General features: G+C 41.7%; 1 protein-coding gene. It reads right to left on the bottom strand.

Going from position 1 to position 1,718, the window contains the following annotated elements; genetic code table 11:
* Positions 1-1,718 (bottom strand): Ig-like domain-containing protein (locus Q1A01_RS23495; protein ID WP_299685982.1); only part of this gene is annotated, 1,718 nt, incomplete at both ends.

The raw sequence follows: 1,718 nt of genomic DNA, 5'->3' as shown, positions 1-1,718 counted from the left end.
ACATCAATATTCACTGCAGTATCCTCATCCGTACTATCACTGTCATCCATCGCATCAACATCTGCAATTGGACCTACCGTGATCACTACCGTAGCAGTCTCAGTCGTCGTAGAACCATCGGCATTGGTAACCGTTACTGTATAATCAAAGGTATCTGTACCGTTAAAATCAGGATCTGGTGTATAATCTACTGTCCCATCAGCATTGATTGTTACTGTTCCATTTGCTGGATTGGTCACATCAGTCACCTCATTGTCTACTCCTTCAAAAGTATCATTGTCTAATACATCGATATTCACTGGAGTATCCTCAGTAGTCGTCTCAACATCATCCTCTACATCATCTATAGGATTCACCGTCACTTCTACCGTAGCAGTCTCTGTCTCCGTAGAGCCATCTGCATTGGTGATCGTTACTGTGTAATCAAAAGTATCCGTACCATTAAAATCAGGATCCGGTGTATAATCTACTGTTCCATCAGCATTGATCGTTACCGTTCCATTGGCTGGATTAGTCACATCAGTTACTTCTACATCACTCGTAGGATCGAAGTTATCATTATCCAATACATCGATGTTTACTGGAGTATCCTCATCTGTACTCGCTGTATCATCTCCCGTATCACCTGCTCCTACTACTGTAATGATTACCGTAGCAGTCTCAGTCGTTGTAGATCCATCGGCATTGGTAACCGTTACTGTATAATCAAAGGTATCTGTACCATTAAAATCAGGATCCGGTGTATAATCTACTGTTCCATCAGCATTGATTGTTACTGTTCCATTGGCTGGATTGGTCACATCAGTCACCTCATTGTCTACTCCCTCAAAAGTATCATTGTCTAATACATCGATATTCACTGGAGTATCCTCAGTAGTCGTCTCAACATCATCCTCTACATCATCTATAGGATTCACCGTCACTTCTACCGTAGCAGTCTCTGTCTCCGTAGAGCCATCTGCATTGGTGATCGTTACTGTGTAATCAAAAGTATCCGTACCATTAAAATCAGGATTCGGTGTATAATCTACCGTCCCATCAGCATTGATCGTTACCGTTCCATTAGCTGGATTGGTCACATCAGTTACTTCTACATCACTCGTAGGATCGAAGTTATCATTATCCAATACATCGATGTTTACTGGAGTATCCTCATCTGTACTCGCTGTATCATCAGCAATATCATCTTCCCCTACTACTGTAATGATTACCGTAGCTGTCTCAGTCGTTGTAGAACCATCGGCATTGGTAACCGTTACTGTATAATCAAAGGTATCTGTACCATTAAAATCAGGATCCGGTGTATAATCTACTGTCCCATCAGCATTGATTGTTACTGTTCCATTGGCTGGATTAGTCACTTCAGTCACCTCATTGTCTACTCCCTCAAAAGTATCATTGTCTAATACATCGATATTCACTGGAGTATCCTCAGTAGTCGTCTCAACATCATCCTCTACATCATCTATAGGATTCACCGTCACTTCTACCGTAGCAGTCTCTGTCTCCGTAGAGCCATCTGCATTGGTGATCGTTACTGTGTAATCAAAAGTATCCGTACCATTAAAATCAGGATTCGGTGTATAATCTACCGTCCCATCAGCATTGATCGTTACCGTTCCATTAGCTGGATTGGTCACATCAGTTACTTCTACATCACTCGTAGGATCGAAGTTATCATTATCCAATACATCGATGTTTACTGGAGTATCCTCATC

The organism is uncultured Dokdonia sp. (assembly GCF_947492815.1).
GTDB lineage: Bacteria > Bacteroidota > Bacteroidia > Flavobacteriales > Flavobacteriaceae > Dokdonia.
Note: the sequence above shows the minus strand (reverse complement) of the source record. Positions and strands in the feature narration are given on the sequence as shown.